A 14,792-nucleotide genomic window follows, 5' to 3' on the forward strand; every position below is an offset into this window, starting at 1 on the left:
GAAAAACCGTATGACTTCCGTACCTGTAGTCCATACCAGCCACCTCCAGCACCACATCTTGGTGCTAAAGCTGACCGGCTGAAAGCCGGTGGTTTTAACCCTCTGATGGAAAATAAAGGAGGAGCGAAGCGGGGGACATTCGCGGAGGGGAGCTCCTGGTGTCATTCGCACTCGCCCCGAATGAACCCGCCCCATGCAACAGACCCAGGAAGCCCGGTCTATTTCTGCGTAGCCTCGTCACTGCCCTTGACCGCGTGCTTCTCCAGCCCTTCCTTGGGCAACAGCAACGCCAGCGCCACCACGCCCAGGCTCACGACCAGCATCATCAGGAAGGTCAGGTGCAGCGAGTTACTCAGCGCCAGCCGAATGCCCGCATCCCCTGCAGCAGAGCCGTGCACCCCCTGCAGCAGCAGACGCAACTGATCGTCGGTGAACATCATCGTGCCGTCGCCACGCGTCAGGCCGAAGTTGAAGACCGCACCGAAGAACGCAGCGCCCAACGCACTGCCGAGGTTGCGCGAGAACACATTCGAGGCCGTGGCGATGCCACGCTGCGACAGCTCCACCCCCTCCTGGATCAGGATCAGCGAAGCTAGGCTCATCACCCCCATGCCCAGGCCGATGATGAACGAGCCCACGGCGGGCAGCACCGGCGAGCTGCCGGCGCCGAGCAATGCAAAGGTCGATGTGCCAAGCGGAATCAGCGCCCCGCCGACCACCACCATGCGCCACAACCCGATGCGATGAAAGGTGCGTGAGGTCAACGTCGCACCGATGGGCCAGCCGAGCATCACCATCGTGAGCGTGAGCCCCGCCGTGACCGACGAACGCTGCAGCACCACCTGCACGTACATCGGCAAGAAGGTCGTGATGCCGATCAGCACCATGCCGGCCAACATCGCCGCACCATTGACCGTCGCGATCATCCGCGCTCCCCAGAGCTTCAGCGACACCATCGGATCGGCTGCGCGGCGCTCCTGCGCGATGAACAGCGCCAGCGTGACAACGAACAGCACGCCCCACGCGAGCGCAACGCCCGAGTTGCCGACGCCGAACTCGGTCAGCGCGATCATCAGCGCCGCAATGCCGACGGTGAACAGCACCGCGCCCACCATGTCGATCGACGAACGCCGCACGGTCGGCGCTTCGTGCAGGTAGAACCAGAAGCCGGCTGCCGCAGCCAATCCGATGGGCACGTTGATCCAGAAGATCCAGCCCCACGACAGCTTCTGCACGATCAGCGCGCCGATCATCGGGCCGACCACCGCCGACACCGCCCAGACGCTGGCCAGATAGCCCTGCACCTTGCCGCGCTCGCGCGCCGGATACAGGTCGCCGACGATGGTGAGCGACACCGGCTGTATCGCGCCCGCGCCGATGCCCTGGATCAGCCGGAAGCAGATCATGGCCGGCATCGACCACGAGAAGCCGGCCAGCACCGAGCCGATGATGAAGACGGCGATGCCCACGAACATGATGGGCTTGCGCCCGTACAGGTCGGACAGCTTGCCGAACACCACCGTCATGGCGGTCTGCGCGAGCAGGAAGGATGCGAACACCCAACTGTAGAGATGCAGGCCGCCAAGCTCGGAGGCGATCTGCGGCATGACGGTCGAGACGATCGTGGCTTCGATGGCGACCATGGCCATGGAAGCCATGATCGATGCGATGACCAGGGGGCGGTTTGTTGTTTTGGTGCTGCTGGCGCTCATGGGGGGCTTCTTCGGGGCCGGAAGCGGCCCGCGGACGACGGTGTCCGGCAGGCGCCGAGGTGTTGTTGGCCGCGAGGCCCCGATGCTAGCGAGGTGCGCGATTCCGCGCTTGCGCTCAGGCTCTCGCTGACCCGTTCGCCCTTCCCCCGCTCGCTCAGCCCGCGTTCAACGCCGACGTGCCTTCGTAGATGTAGCGCCGCGACCACGGCAGCGTCTTCGCGGAACGGCCCGCCTTGCGGCCGACGATCTGGTAGATCGCCACGTCGTCGTTCTCGAAGGCATAGGCGCAGCCCGCGAGGTAGATGCGCCAGATGCGGAACTTCTCTTCATCGACCAGCGCGTGGGCCTTGTCGCTGTTGGCCTCGTAGTTGTCGCTCCACAGCCGCAGGGTCTGCGCATAGTGGCGGCGCAGGTTCTCCACGTCGAAGGCTTCGAGGCCGCCCTGCTGCATGGCCTGCAGCGCCAGGCTGATGTGCGGCAGTTCGCCGTTCGGGAACACATAGCGGTCGATGAAGTCGCCACCGCCATACGACACGCCACCGCCTTCGGGGTCGGACGAGGTGATGCCGTGGTTCATCACCACGCCATCGTCGGCCAGCAGCTCTTGCACGCGCTTGAAGTACGCGGGCAGGTTCTTGCGGCCCACGTGCTCGAACATGCCCACGCTGGTGATGCGGTCGAACTGGCCGGTCACGTCGCGGTAGTCCTGCAGGCGGATCTCGATGCGGTCCTGCAGGCCGGCCGCGCGCACGCGCTCGGTCGCCAGCTCGAACTGGTTCTGCGACAGCGTGACGCCCACGCAGCGCGCGCCGAACTTCTGCGCCGCGCGGATCACCAGCGCGCCCCAGCCGCAACCGATGTCGAGCAGGGTCTGGCCCGGCTTGAGTTCGATCTTGGTGAGGATGTGGTCTATTTTCTTCAGTTGCGCGGTGGCAAGGTCTTCGTCGCCGTTCTCGAAGTAGGCGCATGAATAGACCATGTTCGCGTCGAGCCACAGTTGGTAGAACGCGTTCGACACGTCGTAGTGGTACTCGATGGACTTCTTGTCCGACGACTTGGTGTGCGTGAAGTAGCGCGCCACGTTCTGCAGTGCGCCGCTCGGCTTGTCGATCGAGGTCTTGGCCAGGCCGTAGGCGATGTCGATGACGTCGCTGAGCTTGCCCTCGATGTCGATCTTGCTCTTGACGTAGGCCTCGCCCAGGTTGTCGAGCGTGGGCTGCAGCATCAGCGACAGCGCGGCCGGGGACTTGACATGCAGCGTGACCGAAGGCCCGCTGAAGGTGCCGAAGTCATAGGACTGGCCGTCCCACAAGGTCAGTCGCGCAGGCAGGTTGGCACGTGCGCGGACTGCGGCGCACCACTGCGCCAGCTTCTTTTCCCAGAGCATGCAATTTCTCCATGTTGTTAGGTTCTCCCGGTCGAATGGGCCGGGTTGCTGCAGCGACCAAAACAATAGCGAAATTTTGTAAAACTTGCATGGTGTGGACAACGCAAGAAATTGCAGTAAGTGCTACAAGGCGGCCGGCTTGCGTTGCACCCACGGCGCGGCGCGCTCCAACTCGAAGGCCAGGCCGAACAGCGTGGCTTCGTTGCCCACTCGCGCGGCGAACTGGCTGCCGATGGGCAAGCCCGATGCACTCTGGCCGAGCGGCACCGACATCGCGGGCGTGCCCGCCACGTTATGCATCGGCGTGTACGACACGTAGGTCATGAGCCGCTCGTACATCTGCGCACCGGGCACGTCCGGCCCGAGAAAACCCAATGGTGGCGGCTCTTCGTGAAGCACCGGTGTCAGCATCACATCGAAGGACTGGAAGAAGGCATCGAAGCGCCGCGAGAGTTCCTCAAAGTACACACCGGCCTTTGCGCCGGCATCGGCGGGTTGCCTGCGGAAATGCGCGCTGAGGTACAGCGTCCAGGGCTCCAGCACGTCTTCGGCGCGCAGGCCCTGCGTCTCGGCCATGCGCCGCATGCGATCGGCGCCGCTGCTCCATGCCACCATGAAATGCGTGAAGAACTCTTCGCCTTCCACGGGCAGGCGCGCGGGTTCGACATGGTGGCCGATGCGCGCGCAGAGCCTTGCGCTTTCTTCGAGCGCCGAGCGCACGGAAGGCGCCGCCTGCTGCCCGAACACGTTGGCGGTCGAGAAGCCGATCTTCAGCCGCCGTGCACCCAGCGCATCGAACACCGGTGCGGGTTTCAGCGGTGCCTGCGCATCCTGTCGCTGGTTCCAGGCGAACAGGCGCGCACTGTCGCGCACCGTGCGGCTCACGCAATGCTCCACACCCGAATCGGTGGCGCGCGAACCGACCATCCGATTGCGGCTGGGCTTGAGCCCGAAGAGGCCGCAGCACGATGCGGGAATGCGGATCGAGCCGCCACCGTCGCTCGCATGCGCAATCGGCACCATGCCCGAGGCCACCGCGACAGCGGCACCGCCCGACGAGCCGCCGGAAGAACGCGCCGTGTCCCACGGATTGCGCGAAGGCCCGAACAGCACCGGCTCGGTGGAGCCGTTGAGCGCGAACTCCGGCGTGTTCGTCTTGCCCAGGATCACGAGGCCCGCCGCCATGGAGCGCGCGACGATCTCGCTGGTGTCCTGCGAGATGTTGCGTGCCAGCAGCCGCGAGCCTGATGTGCGGCGCGTGCCCTGCAAGTCCACCATATCCTTCATGGCATAGGGCACGCCCTGGAAAGGCCCTGCCGGCAGCGGCGAACGAAGCTCTCCGCGCGCACGCTCGTACAGCGGCGTCACGATGGCATTGAGCCGAGGGTTCAGCGTCTCGATGCGCGTGATAGCCGCTTCGAGCAGTTCGCCGGGCGTGACCTCGCGGCGCTGCACCAGCTCGGCCTGCGCGGTGGCGTCCAGGCCTGCGAAGTCGTCGCGGCGCGCGGCCGTCGGGCGCTCGATGGCTGCGCAGCCGGCCAGGGTGATGCCGCCGAGGCTGGCGCCGGCGCCTAGAAGAAGTTGTCGTCTGTCCACGGTGAATGCGCTCCTGATGAATGGAGCCGCATTGTTTTTCGTGGCCTGCGCACAAGGCTTGTATCTGTGCGCCACGGGCCGTCACTAGAATTCCGCCCACCTCCCCCAAGACCATGACGCACTGGAAAAGCTATCACCTGCTCGGCGAATCCTTTGCCGACACGGACGATGCGCCGGCCTTGCTGTTCCGCTGGTCGGTCGAGCGCGTGGTTGATGGCCTCACCGATCACGATGTCTATTCGCAGGCCGTCGCACAAGCCGCCACGCGGCAAGGCGCCATGCAGCGCGCGGAGCGGCGCATGCTGCAGCTCATGGCCCTCGATGCGAACCCGGTCGCAGAGCTGATGCGCACGGCCCGCGATGCATCCGCCTTCCAGCTGCGATGGAACGGCTTCAACCGCATGGCGCCGCTGGGCGTGGAAACGCTGGTCTCCTGCGATGCCGGCCTGCGCCTGCAACGCGAAACGCGCGCCGCCGGGCTGCAGGACGAAATGCGCGAGCAGGCGGGCGCGATCTGCGTGTCGCACCTCATGGCCGAAAACAGCCCGCTGCGCCAACGCAGCGACGAGACGAGGCCGCTCGCACGGCACTTCGGCGAACTCGGCTATGCAAACGCCGCGTTGCGAGACAGCGTCGACAGCCTGTACGCCGACCCCTTTGCCGAACTGGACCAATGTGTCGACGCGGTGGGCACTTCACGCCGCACGCTGCAACGCGCCTTCACGCAGGCCGGCCTGAGCTTTCGCCTGCTGCGCCAGGCCGTGCGCCTGACCCTCGCAAGCCATGCGATGTGCAACAGCAGCAGCACGGGCGGTGAATCGCTCACCGCCATCGCGCATGCCTCGGGCTTCTTCGATTCGGCGCACCTGGTGCACGCGTGGAAGCAATCCTGCGGCCTCACGCCTTCGCAGTACCGCTCGCTCTGCTGAACCTGCCGTCGTTCATCAGGGCACGGAGGGCGTGTCGGCGGCCGGCGCGTCGCTCGCCTCGATGAAGATCCGCTTGATCATCGGAAAACGCGCGCGCACCTGTTTCTCGATGGCCGCGATGGCATCGGATGCATCGCCGGTGGGCGTGTCGTCCTTGAAGTTCACATCCACGATCACCAACACTTCGTCGGGGCCGATGTACATCGACAGCACATGGCCCACGTTCTCCACGCTGGGTTGCTCCATCGCCATGCTGCGGATGGCGCGCGCCGTCTCGGGGCGAATGCCCTCCCCGATCAGCAAGCCGCGCGCCTGGCTGATGAGGAACACGGCCACGCCGGCCAGCAGCACGCCGATGACCACCGAGGCCACGCCGTCGAGCACCGGCATGTCGAGGCTGTGGCTGAAGTAGATGCCCAGCGCGGCCACCGCCAGCCCGACCAGCGCGGCCGAATCTTCGGCCAGCACGGTGTAGGTGGTCGGGTCCTTGCTGCGGTCCAGCGCCTGCCAGAACGGCATGCCGCGTGACTGCGCGCGGAACTCCCTGAGCGCGATGGAGAAGCTCACGCCCTCGAACAGCGCAGCCGCCGCGAGCACGATGTAGTTCCAGGTGGGGTCGCGCATCGGCTCCGGATGGCGGATGTGCTGGATGCCTTCGTAGAAAGACACGCCGCCGCCCAACCCGAAGATCAGCACCGCGACGATCAGGCTCCAGAAGTACAGCTCCTTGCCATGGCCGAACGGATGCTCGACGGTGGCGGGCCGCTTGCTCAGGCGCAGGCCGACCAGCAGAAGAATGCCGTTGAAGGTATCGACCGCCGAGTGGATGCCCTCGGACAGCATCGCAGAGCTGCCCGTGACGCCCGCCACCACGAACTTGGTGGCCGCGATCGCCACGTTGGCGCCAATGGCGCCGTAGATGGCGATCTTCGATTCAGCCATGCGCGGCGGCCGCTTTGTTGCCGCTCAGGCCGCTTCCATCGACTCCGCACCCAACGCGTCGTTGCCGGCCTCGCCGAGCCAGCGGCGCTTGTCGCGCAGCGGCGGCGCGCCGAACATGCGGCCGTACTCGCGTGCGAACTGCGACGGGCTTTCGTAGCCCACGCTGTGCGCGGCCGAGGCCACGTCGGCGCCGGTCAGCAGCATCTGGCGGCGCGCTTCCTGCAGGCGCAGCTGCTTCTGGTACTGCAGCGGGCTCATCGCGGTGACGGCCTTGAAGTGGTGATGGAACGACGACACGCTCATGTGCACCGCGCGCGCCATGTCTTCCACCCGCAGCGATTGCGCATAGTTGACGCGCAGCGCGCTGATGGCCTTGGTGATGCGCTGCGTGTGGCTGTCCTGCAGCGCGATCTGCCGCAGCCGCGCGCCCTCGCCGTTGACCAGCAGGCGGTACATGATCTCGCGCTTGATGAGCGGCGCGACGATCGGCACGTCTTCGGGCGTGTCGAGCAGCCGCAGCAGGCGCAGCACCGGCTCCAGCACCGGCATCGCGATGCGGTTGACGTACATGCCGCGCGAGGCCGGTGCGTTGGCCTTGGCGGGCAGCTTCTCGTCGCCGATCAGCTCGCCGATTTCATCGACCGCCAGCTCCAGCCGCAAGCCCAGGTAGGGCTGGTTGTCGCTGGTCAGCCGCACGTGGCCGCACACCGGCAGGTCGACCGAGGTCACCAGGTAGTGCATGGGGTCGTACACGTAGATGTCGTCGCCCACGATGATGCGCTTGGAGCCTTGGGCAATCAGGCCGAGCGCGGGGCTGGCAAAGCCGTGCTTGGGGCCGTCGGGCTTGGTGATGCAGTACACCTGCAGGCCGGGCACGGCGGTGATGATGGTGCCGTCTTGTCCGCGCGTGATGTGGTTGATCAACTGCACCAGTTCCTTCCTGGCTTCGTCGAGTTCAGGCTCCAGCGGCATCGGTTCGGCGATGACGGAAGCGATTTGAGGTGTTTCGTCGGACATGTTGAGGGCCTTGTCACGAAAGGGGCCACGGAATGGCCACCATGGAGGATCGAGTGGTTTGCAGCTTAGCGCCACACCCGCGAAATGGCACGCCCCGGCGGGGTGGTCTGGAGAAATAGGCAAAGACTTTGCAGGAACGCGCTCGCCACGCCGGGGCCGGCGGCCGGATACTTTTTGCTGTCGCCCCCGGGCCATCCGGCCCTTCAGCACGTCGGGGCGCCTCCAACGCAAAGGATTTCTCCATGCAATACCGCAAATTCGGCCGTACCGGCCTCCTGGTGTCCGAACTGTGCCTGGGCACCATGACCTTCGGCGGCTCCTCCGGCATCTGGGGCCAGATCGGCAACCTGCAGCAGAGCGAAGCCGAAAGCCTGATTGGCCGCGCGGTGGACGCCGGCATCAACTTCATCGACACGGCGGACGTGTACTCCGAAGGCCAGTCCGAAGTCATCACCGGCCAGGCGCTGAAAAACCTCAAGCTGCCGCGCGACAGCTTCGTGCTGGCCACCAAGGTGCTGGGCGAGACCGGCAGCAAGGGCGTCAACTCGGCCGGCGCGTCGCGCTTTCACATCATGGATGGCGTCAAGGCCAGCCTGAAGCGCCTGCAGCTCGACCACATCGACCTGTACCAGATCCACGGCTTCGACCCGGTCACGCCTATCGAAGAAACCGTGCGCGCGCTCGACAACCTGGTGCAGCAAGGCCATGTGCGCTACGTGGGCGTGTCGAACTGGGCCGCCTGGCAGATCACCAAGGCGCTGGGCATTGCCGAGCGCCACGGCCTCGCGCGCTTCGAGTCGCTGCAGGCCTACTACACCATCGCCGGGCGCGACCTCGAACGCGAACTGGCGCCGATGATGCGCAGCGAGGAGGTCGGCCTGATGGTCTGGAGCCCGCTGGCCGGTGGCCTGCTGAGCGGCAAGTTCGGCCGCGACACCGAAGTGGAAAAGGGCAGCCGCCGCGCCAGCTTCGACTTTCCGCCGGTGAACGTCGAACGCGCCTACGACTGCATCGACGCGATGCGCGTGCTGGCCGATGCGCGCAAGGTGTCGGTGGCGCAGATCGCGCTGGCGTGGCTGCTGCACCAGCAGGTGGTGACCAGCGTGATCATCGGCGCCAAACGCGTCGAGCAGCTCGACGACAACATCGCGGCCACAGCCATCAAGCTGAGCGCCGACGAACTGGCTACGCTCGACAAGGCGAGCGCGCTGCCGGCCGAGTACCCGGGCTGGATGCTGGAGCGCCAGGGCGGCGTTCGTGGCAAGCGCCTGGCCGAATCAGGCCAGCGCGGCTGAGGCTTCTTCGTCTTCGTACTGCCGCGTTGCGGATCGCCGTGCGGCGTGGGCCGCCGTCGCGCGCAGCGCACGCAGGTCGATGTGGCGGGCTGCAGCCGCCGCATCGGGCGATGCGAGATGCGGCACCACGCCCAGCAGCGGCGCACCGAGGCGTGCGCGCAGGGTCTGCAGATTGGCTTCGGGCGCGAGCATCGATGGGTCGACGGTGCTTGCGACCCAGCCTGCCAGCGTGAGGCCGCGCGCGCGGATCGCTTCCGCGCTGAGCAGCGCGTGGCTGAGGCAACCGAGCCGCAACCCGACCACGAGGATCACGGGCAGGCCCAGTGCGGTGGCGAGGTCGGCGCTGTCGATGTCGTCGCCGAAGGGCACGCAGAAGCCGCCGACGCCTTCGACCACGACGGCATCGGCGCGTTGTGCCAGTGCCTCGAAGGCTGTTGTCAGCACCGGCAGCTCGATCCGCACGCCCTCTTCCCGCGCGGCGAGGTGCGGCGACATCGGTGCACGCAGCACGTAGGGGCAACGCAGGGCCAGCGGTGCATCGACATTGCCGGCCGCTTGCAGTTGCACAACATCTTCGTTCTGCCACGCGCCATCGATCATTTCGACGCCGGCCGCGACGGGCTTCATGCCGACCGCGCGCAACCCCGAAGACGCCAGCAGATGCAGCATCGCGCTGCTGACCAGCGTCTTGCCGATGCCGGTGTCGGTGCCGGTAACGAACCAGTGGCGGCGTGTCATGCAGCCTCCTGACAAGGCTGTGCGAGCGCTGCGCCCAGCGCGTCGATCAACCGTTCGACGTCGGCTTCGCTGTGGCTGGCCGACAGCGCGATGCGCAGCCGCGCCGTGCCGGCCGGCACCGTCGGCGGACGGATCGCGCCGACGCGCAGGCCGCGCGCATCGAGCTGCGCCATCGTCCGCATCGCGCGTGCGTTGTCGCCCACGATCAGCGGCTGGATCGCGGTAGGCGATTCGGGCAGCCATGCGCTGCCGTCCGTGGGCAACACGGCCTTCACGCCCTCGCGCAACTGGGCGATGCGGGACTGCAACGCGGCGCGGCGCTCGGTGCCCTCCTCGCCCTCGATCAACGTCAGGCTGGCGAGCAGCGCATGCGCCACCGCAGGCGGCGCGGCCGTGGTGAAGATGTAGGGCCGCGCGCGCTGCACGAGGTAATCGATGACGGTGCGGTGCGCCGCCACGAAAGCACCCGACACACCCGCTGCCTTGCCCAGCGTGCCGATCAGCACCAGCCGCTCGGAATGCAGGCCCAGGGCCTGCACCACGCCACGGCCGGTATCGCCCAGCACGCCGAAGCCGTGCGCGTCGTCGATCACCAGCCAGGCGTCGTGCCGCTCGGCCAGTGCCAGCAGTTGAAGCACGGGCGCGAGGTGGCCGTCCATGCTGAACACCGTATCGCTCACGATGAGCTTGACCGGTGCATCGCAGGCGCCAAGCATGGCGTCGAGCGTGTCGATGTCGCAATGCGGGTAGCGCTCGACACGCGCCTTCGCCAGCCGCGCGCCGTCGATCAGCGAGGCATGGTTGAGCGCTTCAGAAAAGATCACCGCCTCGGCACCACCCAGCGCCGACAAGACCGCCAGGTTGGCCATGTAGCCGGTGCAGAAGAACAGGCTCTGCGCCTCGGGAATGAAGGGCGCCATCCAGTCGGCCAGCCTTTCTTCGAGCTGCGCATGCGCGCGCGAGTGGCCAAGGATCAGGTGCGAACCACCGCTGCCCGTGCCATAACGCGCCGCGCCTTCAGCCCAGGCGGCTGCCAGCGCGGGGTGCGCGGCCAAGCCGAGGTAGTCGTTGCTGCTGAAGCCGAGCATGGTGCGCGGCGCGGTGGTGCCGGCCAGGGTGAGCGACTGTTCGGGCGCACAGGCTGTTTCGGCGATCTGGCGGCGGCGGCGCAGCGACTGCGTGTCGAGCGCGCTGATCTCTTCCTGCAGGCGTTCAAGCAAGCGCGACATCGCGGGCCCCTTCTTCTGTCGGGCTGACGGACGCAACATCGGCCAGCGTGGCGAGCGTGCCATCGACCAGCCGGTCGATCTCGCTGTCGCCGATCACATAGGGCGGCATCAGGTAGACGGTGGCGCCGATCGGGCGCATCAGCAATCCGTTGGCACGGGCCGCGAGGTGAAAGCGCTCGGCAAAACGCGTACCGGGCTCGCGCACGTCGAAGGCCGTGATCATTCCGCGTTGTCGCAGGTGATCGACCGGTTGGCCGGCCAACCCTTCGCGCAGCCGCTGCAGCAGCCGGTCGGCGCGCTCGCGGTTGCGGCGCAATGCGTCTTCGCGCTCGAACAGGTCCAGCGTGGCAAGCGCGGCCCGGCAGGCCAGCGCGTTGCCGGTGTACGAATGCGAATGCAGGAAGCTGCGTGCCACGTCGTCGTCCACGAAGCTGTCGTAGATGGCGTCGCGCGTCATCACCAGCGCCAGTGGCAGATAGCCGCCGCTGATGCCTTTGGACAGGCACAGGAAGTCGGGCCAGATGCCGGCCTGTTCGCAGGCGAAGAAAGTGCCGGTGCGCCCGCAACCGACTGCGATCTCGTCGGCGATGAGGTGCACGCCGTAGCGATCGCACAGCCCGCGCACAAGGCGCAGGTACTCGGGGTCGTGCATCGCCATGCCGGTGGCGCATTGCACCAGCGGCTCGACGATCACGGCGGCGATGGTGTCGTGCTGTTCGGCCAGCAGGGCTTCGAGTTCGGCGGCGGCGCGGCGGGCGACGGCGGCTGCGTCTTCATCCGGCCGGGCGTTGCGCGCGTCGGGCGAGGCCACGAGGTGCGCGTTCGCGAGCAAGGGCGCATAGGCATCGCGGAACACCGGCACGTCGGTCACGTGCAAGGCGCCCAGCGTCTCGCCGTGGTAGCCCTGCTTCAGCGCCACGAAACGCTGCTTGCCGCTTCGGCCGGCGTTGCGCCACGCGTGGAAGCTCATCTTCAGCCCGATCTCCACGGCCGAGGCGCCGTCGGATGCGTAGAAGCAATGGCCCAGCGCGTGCCCCGTCAGCGCGGACAGGCGCTCGGCCAGCTCCACTGCCGGCGCATGCGTGCAGCCCGCGAGCATCACGTGCGCGAAGGTGTCGAGCTGGTCCTTCAGCGCCGCGTTGATGGCCGGATGCGCGTGGCCGAAAAGATTGACCCACCATGAGCTGGTGGCGTCGAGATAACGACGGCCTTCATGGTCGATGAGCCAGACACCCTCGCCACGCGCGATGGGCAAAGGCGGCACCGCGTCGAGGCGGATGCTCTGCGTGCACGGATGCCAGACATGGCGCCGGCTGCGCTGCTGCAAGGCGGCGTTGCCGTGTGCAAGGGACATGGAAGATGGGGAAGGCAAGACAGTCGTCGAAGGCACCCGCGCATTCCTTTCTTGTTCGGAAAAAGCTCCGTCCGTCGAAAGGAACAGGAGGCAAGGCGCGGGATCGTATCGACGGCGAAGCTGCCCGGCAAACCCGCTTTTCGTGCGCGGGATGCATGGCGGTTGAGCGACGTTCAGCCGCATAGAAGGTGCGTTCGGCGCAATGTCGCGCAACGCGACCGCTTCATGCGCTCGGCGCCTCGGCAGGCGCACATGCAAGTTGTCCGGCTGCCACCAAAGATGGTCTGCGAATGTCCGGTTCTCGCGGGTTCACAGCCTTGGCCGCGCCTTTCGGACACACGTTGTGGCCGATTTCAACGATCAGCAAACGCAGGCTCAGGCGCTGCTCTTGCTCACCAGCGCGGCAATGTATTCATTCAGCGAGATGACGCCACGCTGCGGTTTGTCGGGCATCTCGTACTTCTCTTCGAGTGTGATGCGGGTCATGGCGACATAGGACTTTGCAGCCGCGTCCGAGAAACCCAGCGACCTGAATGCCTGCTCCCACTGCGCGGGCGGCGTTTCCACCACCGCCACCGGGCGCTTCAGCGCGGCCGAGAAAGCCGCCGCGACATCGGCCACCGAATAGCGCTGCGGCCCCTCGACGTAGTGCGGCCCCGAGGGCGCGGGCGGTCCGAGCATGAGCTTCGCCGCGAACTCGCCCAGGTCGTGCGGCGCGACCATCGGCAGCTTGAAGTCGGGCGGGTACATGCTGTAGACCTTGCCTTCTTCGCGCGCGGTCTTCAGCGAGGTGTCCCAGTTGCTCATGTAGTAGGCCGCGCGCAAGGCGCTGAACGGCACGGGGCCGGCGCCGAGTGCCTGCTCCATGTCGTACAGCACGCCCAGGTCGCCCACGGCGCTGCCGGGTTGCGCGCCGTAGGTGGACTCGCCCACGATCTTCTCCAGCGCGCAGCCGTCGAGCGCGGCGACGATGGCGCGCAGGCTCTTGCGTTCCTCTGCCACGGTGTCGGTCGACGGCGCGGCCGGCGGGTTGAGCACGAAGAGCCGTGTGCCGCCCCGGATCACGCGGTTCAGGGCGAGCGTGTCGAACACGTCGACCTGGGCGACGCGCGCGCCCTTGTTCTGCAGTGCCTGGGTCTTGCGGGCATCGCGCGTGACCACGGTGACCGGCTGGTTCTGGGCCAGCAGGGTTTGCGCAAGCGCCGCGCCGACGTGACCCGTCGCGCCAAGAATGATGTGCATGGGATAACGCCCTTTGTTCAGCCACGCTTTTCAGCGTTGCGCTTGCGTGTGGCGGCGCCCTTCTTCGCCGAGGCCGATCGTTCGGCGGCGGTGCGGTGCGCGGCAGCGGCACCACCGAGGCGACCGCCCTTGCGCGCCGGCGCATGGTTCTCGGCCTTGCCGCGACCCGAGCCGCTCTTCTTGCCGCCGCCGGTTTCGGCGTTCACCGTGGCCCAGGCGCGGCGCTCGGCCTCGCCCTTGCCGACGCCACGCTGCTCGTAGCCTGCCTCGACATGTTCGGCCTGTCGCTTCTGCTTGTCCGTGTAGGACGACTTGTCGCCTCTTAGCATGGCGTGGTCCCTGCGGGTTGAGAAGGCTCCATGCTGGGCGGCTCGCGCCTGCCGCGGGTAAGAAGACGCGCGTGCTGCGCGTCAGCCGTGTCTGGCGCGCGGTGCCGCCGGGGGCGCCTCAGGGGCCCGGCTTCATGCGGCGCAGATGCGCCAGCATTTCCTCGCGCACCACGCCCGTGATGTGGCTGCGCCGCCCGTTCTCCAACATGCCCAGCCGGCGCGCAATCGGCCGGCCCGGCAGTTGCAGCACGCACAGCGCGGGATCGCTCTCCCAGTCGAAATTCTTCAGCAGCGGCGCCATGGTGAAGCCGACGTTCTTGCGCACCAGCTCCGCAATGGCCAGCAGCGAGTTGAGTTCGAGAAACTCCTTCGGCACGAGCTGCAACCGCCGCAGGATGCGATCGATGCGCGCCCCCGTCGGCGTGCGCCGGTCGAAGCGAATGAAGGGATGGGTGGCGAACAGGCTCGCGATGTTCGTGTCGGGCGAAGCGATGCCCGAGTTGGCGATGACGGTCAGCGTCTCGTCGTAGCAAGGCGTCCACAGCAGGCCCGGCACCTCGGGCCATTGGCGCTCGACCACCACGGCCGCGTCAAGCTCGCCGCTCACCACGTCCTGCATCAGTTGCGATTGCTCGCGCACGCGCAGCTCGACTTCGAGATTCGGATGCAGCGACTTGAGCACCGCCAGCGTGCTCGACAGCAAGCCCATGGCAGAGATCAGCGAGCCGAGCTTGATGTTGCCGGCAATCTGCCGCTGGTCCTGCAGGTCGCGCCGCATCGATTCGTACTGCGCCAGCAGCTCTTCGGCGCGCGGCAGCAACAGGTGGCCGGCGGGGCTCAGCACCATGGTGCGGCCGGTCTTGTCGAACAGCGTCTTCTTCATTTCCGCTTCGAGCGCGCGCATCTGCTGGCCGACGGCGGCCTGCGTCAAAGCCACCTGATCGGCCGCGGCGGCGAAGGAGCCACCGCGCGCAGCGGCCACGAAGGTGCGAAGAAAACGGATGGTGCTCACGGGCGGGCAG

13 protein-coding genes are annotated in these 14,792 nt (G+C 67.0%); 2 read left to right on the plus strand and 11 right to left on the minus strand.

Annotated features, from left to right (window positions below; genetic code table 11):
* Window positions 1–218: 218 nt before the first annotated feature.
* The 3 genes from ACSFB7_RS11120 to ACSFB7_RS11130 all read right to left on the minus strand — a co-directional run bounded on the left by ACSFB7_RS11120 (window position 219) and on the right by ACSFB7_RS11130 (window position 4,695).
* Window positions 219–1,712, minus strand: a complete 1,494-nt coding sequence (locus ACSFB7_RS11120) for an MFS transporter (protein WP_435469984.1) — start codon at window positions 1,710–1,712, stop codon at window positions 219–221.
* A 154-nt stretch (window positions 1,713–1,866) separates the two neighbouring features.
* The gene (locus tag ACSFB7_RS11125; protein WP_435469986.1) at window positions 1,867–3,099 is read right to left on the minus strand and encodes a class I SAM-dependent methyltransferase; all 1,233 of its coding nucleotides are present in this window, start codon (window positions 3,097–3,099) and stop codon (window positions 1,867–1,869) included.
* A 123-nt stretch (window positions 3,100–3,222) separates the two neighbouring features.
* Complete coding sequence (locus ACSFB7_RS11130) at window positions 3,223–4,695, minus strand: amidase family protein (RefSeq protein ID WP_435469988.1); 1,473 nt, start codon at window positions 4,693–4,695, stop codon at window positions 3,223–3,225.
* Between the two features lie 113 nt (window positions 4,696–4,808).
* On the opposite strand from ACSFB7_RS11130, the gene ACSFB7_RS11135 reads away from it, so the two are divergent.
* Window positions 4,809–5,624: a helix-turn-helix domain-containing protein gene (locus ACSFB7_RS11135; RefSeq protein WP_435469990.1), complete on the plus strand. Its 816-nt coding sequence runs from the start codon at window positions 4,809–4,811 to the stop codon at window positions 5,622–5,624.
* 15 nt (window positions 5,625–5,639) lie between these two features.
* On the opposite strand, the gene ACSFB7_RS11140 is transcribed toward ACSFB7_RS11135, so the two are convergent.
* Both ACSFB7_RS11140 and ACSFB7_RS11145 read right to left on the minus strand, forming a co-directional pair.
* Complete coding sequence (locus ACSFB7_RS11140; protein WP_435469992.1) at window positions 5,640–6,566, minus strand: cation diffusion facilitator family transporter; 927 nt, start codon at window positions 6,564–6,566, stop codon at window positions 5,640–5,642.
* Window positions 6,567–6,590: 24 nt separating this feature from the next.
* Window positions 6,591–7,583, minus strand: coding sequence for an AraC family transcriptional regulator (locus ACSFB7_RS11145; protein ID WP_435469994.1), 993 nt, complete (start codon window positions 7,581–7,583; stop codon window positions 6,591–6,593).
* Window positions 7,584–7,825: 242 nt separating this feature from the next.
* On the opposite strand from ACSFB7_RS11145, the gene ACSFB7_RS11150 reads away from it, so the two are divergent.
* Window positions 7,826–8,878 carry an aldo/keto reductase gene (locus ACSFB7_RS11150; protein ID WP_435469996.1) on the plus strand — a complete coding sequence of 351 codons (1,053 nt, stop codon included), beginning with the start codon at window positions 7,826–7,828 and terminating at the stop codon, window positions 8,876–8,878.
* Here the strand turns inward: ACSFB7_RS11150 and bioD are convergent.
* The 6 genes from bioD to ACSFB7_RS11180 form a co-directional block, all read right to left on the minus strand.
* Window positions 8,861–9,616: a dethiobiotin synthase gene (gene bioD, locus ACSFB7_RS11155; protein ID WP_435469998.1), complete on the minus strand. Its 756-nt coding sequence runs from the start codon at window positions 9,614–9,616 to the stop codon at window positions 8,861–8,863. The two genes, ACSFB7_RS11150 and bioD, sit on opposite strands and share 18 nt — an antisense overlap.
* Window positions 9,613–10,845, minus strand: a complete 1,233-nt coding sequence (bioF, locus tag ACSFB7_RS11160) for an 8-amino-7-oxononanoate synthase (RefSeq protein ID WP_435470000.1) — start codon at window positions 10,843–10,845, stop codon at window positions 9,613–9,615. Before bioF ends, bioD begins: the two co-directional genes overlap by 4 nt.
* Window positions 10,829–12,199, minus strand: coding sequence for an adenosylmethionine--8-amino-7-oxononanoate transaminase (gene bioA, locus ACSFB7_RS11165; protein ID WP_435470002.1), 1,371 nt, complete (start codon window positions 12,197–12,199; stop codon window positions 10,829–10,831). The genes bioF and bioA overlap by 17 nt, the downstream gene beginning before the upstream one ends.
* Window positions 12,200–12,574: 375 nt before the next feature.
* Complete coding sequence (locus ACSFB7_RS11170; RefSeq protein ID WP_435470004.1) at window positions 12,575–13,441, minus strand: NmrA family NAD(P)-binding protein; 867 nt, start codon at window positions 13,439–13,441, stop codon at window positions 12,575–12,577.
* A gap of 17 nt (window positions 13,442–13,458) precedes the next feature.
* A complete protein-coding gene (locus tag ACSFB7_RS11175; RefSeq protein WP_435470006.1) occupies window positions 13,459–13,770 on the minus strand; it encodes a plasmid stabilization protein in 312 nt (103 codons plus the stop codon).
* A 118-nt stretch (window positions 13,771–13,888) separates the two neighbouring features.
* Window positions 13,889–14,782 carry a LysR substrate-binding domain-containing protein gene (locus tag ACSFB7_RS11180; protein WP_435470008.1) on the minus strand — a complete coding sequence of 298 codons (894 nt, stop codon included), beginning with the start codon at window positions 14,780–14,782 and terminating at the stop codon, window positions 13,889–13,891.
* Window positions 14,783–14,792: the final 10 nt, after the last annotated feature.

It is taken from the genome of Variovorax raffinosi (genome assembly GCF_051216615.1).
Lineage (GTDB): Bacteria > Pseudomonadota > Gammaproteobacteria > Burkholderiales > Burkholderiaceae_C > Variovorax.